Below are 930 nucleotides of genomic sequence, written 5' to 3'. Positions count from 1 at the left end.
TGGATATCCCGTTCGGATACAGCTCGTTGGTGGTCAAACCTTCCGGTTCGATGAAGACCTGGTGGCTTTCCTTGTCGGCAAAGCGATGGATCTTGTCTTCGATCGACGGGCAGTAACGCGGGCCGACGCCTTCGATCTCACCGGCAGTGGAATACATCGGCGAACGATCGAGGTTCGCGGCAATGATTTCGTGGGTGCGGGCGTTGGTGTGAGTAATCCAGCAACTGATCTGCCGGGGATGCTGTTCCTTGTTGCCCATGAACGACATTACCGGGATTGGCGTATCGCCGGCTTGCTCGGTCATCACCGAGAAATCCACGGAACGGGCATCGATTCGCGGCGGTGTACCGGTTTTCAGGCGACCGACGCGAAGCGGCAATTCACGCAAACGGTGCGCCAGGGCAATCGACGGTGGATCACCGGCACGGCCACCGGAAAAATTCTGCAGGCCAATGTGGATAAGTCCACCGAGGAACGTACCGGTGGTCAAAACCACCGAATCGGCAAGAAAACGCAGGCCCATTTGCGTGACTACGCCACGCACTTGCTCTTGTTCAACGATCAAGTCATCAGCGGCCTGTTGAAATATCCACAGGTTCGGCTGGTTTTCCAGGATTTCGCGGACAGCTGCCTTGTACAGAACCCGGTCTGCCTGAGCACGGGTTGCGCGCACGGCTGGGCCTTTGCGGCTGTTCAACACGCGAAACTGGATGCCACCCTTATCGGTAGCGATGGCCATCGCGCCGCCAAGGGCATCGATTTCCTTCACCAGATGGCTTTTACCGATGCCGCCAATGGCCGGATTGCAACTCATGGCACCGAGGGTTTCCACGTTATGCGTCAGCAACAGGGTTTTGACCCCCATACGTGCTGAGGCCAGTGCTGCCTCGGTACCGGCATGACCGCCGCCGATGACGATCACTTCAAAAC

At 57.7% G+C, this 930-nt stretch carries 1 protein-coding gene; it reads right to left on the bottom strand.

The genetic code is table 11. The features are described from left to right. A partial coding sequence (locus D8V06_RS06320) for an FAD-dependent oxidoreductase (RefSeq protein WP_130930637.1) occupies positions 1-930 on the bottom strand: 930 nt, incomplete at both ends.

Source organism: Pseudomonas sp. Sample_24 (genome assembly GCF_004307605.1).
In the GTDB taxonomy this organism is placed as follows: domain Bacteria; phylum Pseudomonadota; class Gammaproteobacteria; order Pseudomonadales; family Pseudomonadaceae; genus Aquipseudomonas.
The sequence above is the reverse complement of the archived record's forward strand: the minus strand, read 5'-3'. Positions and strand labels throughout refer to the sequence as shown.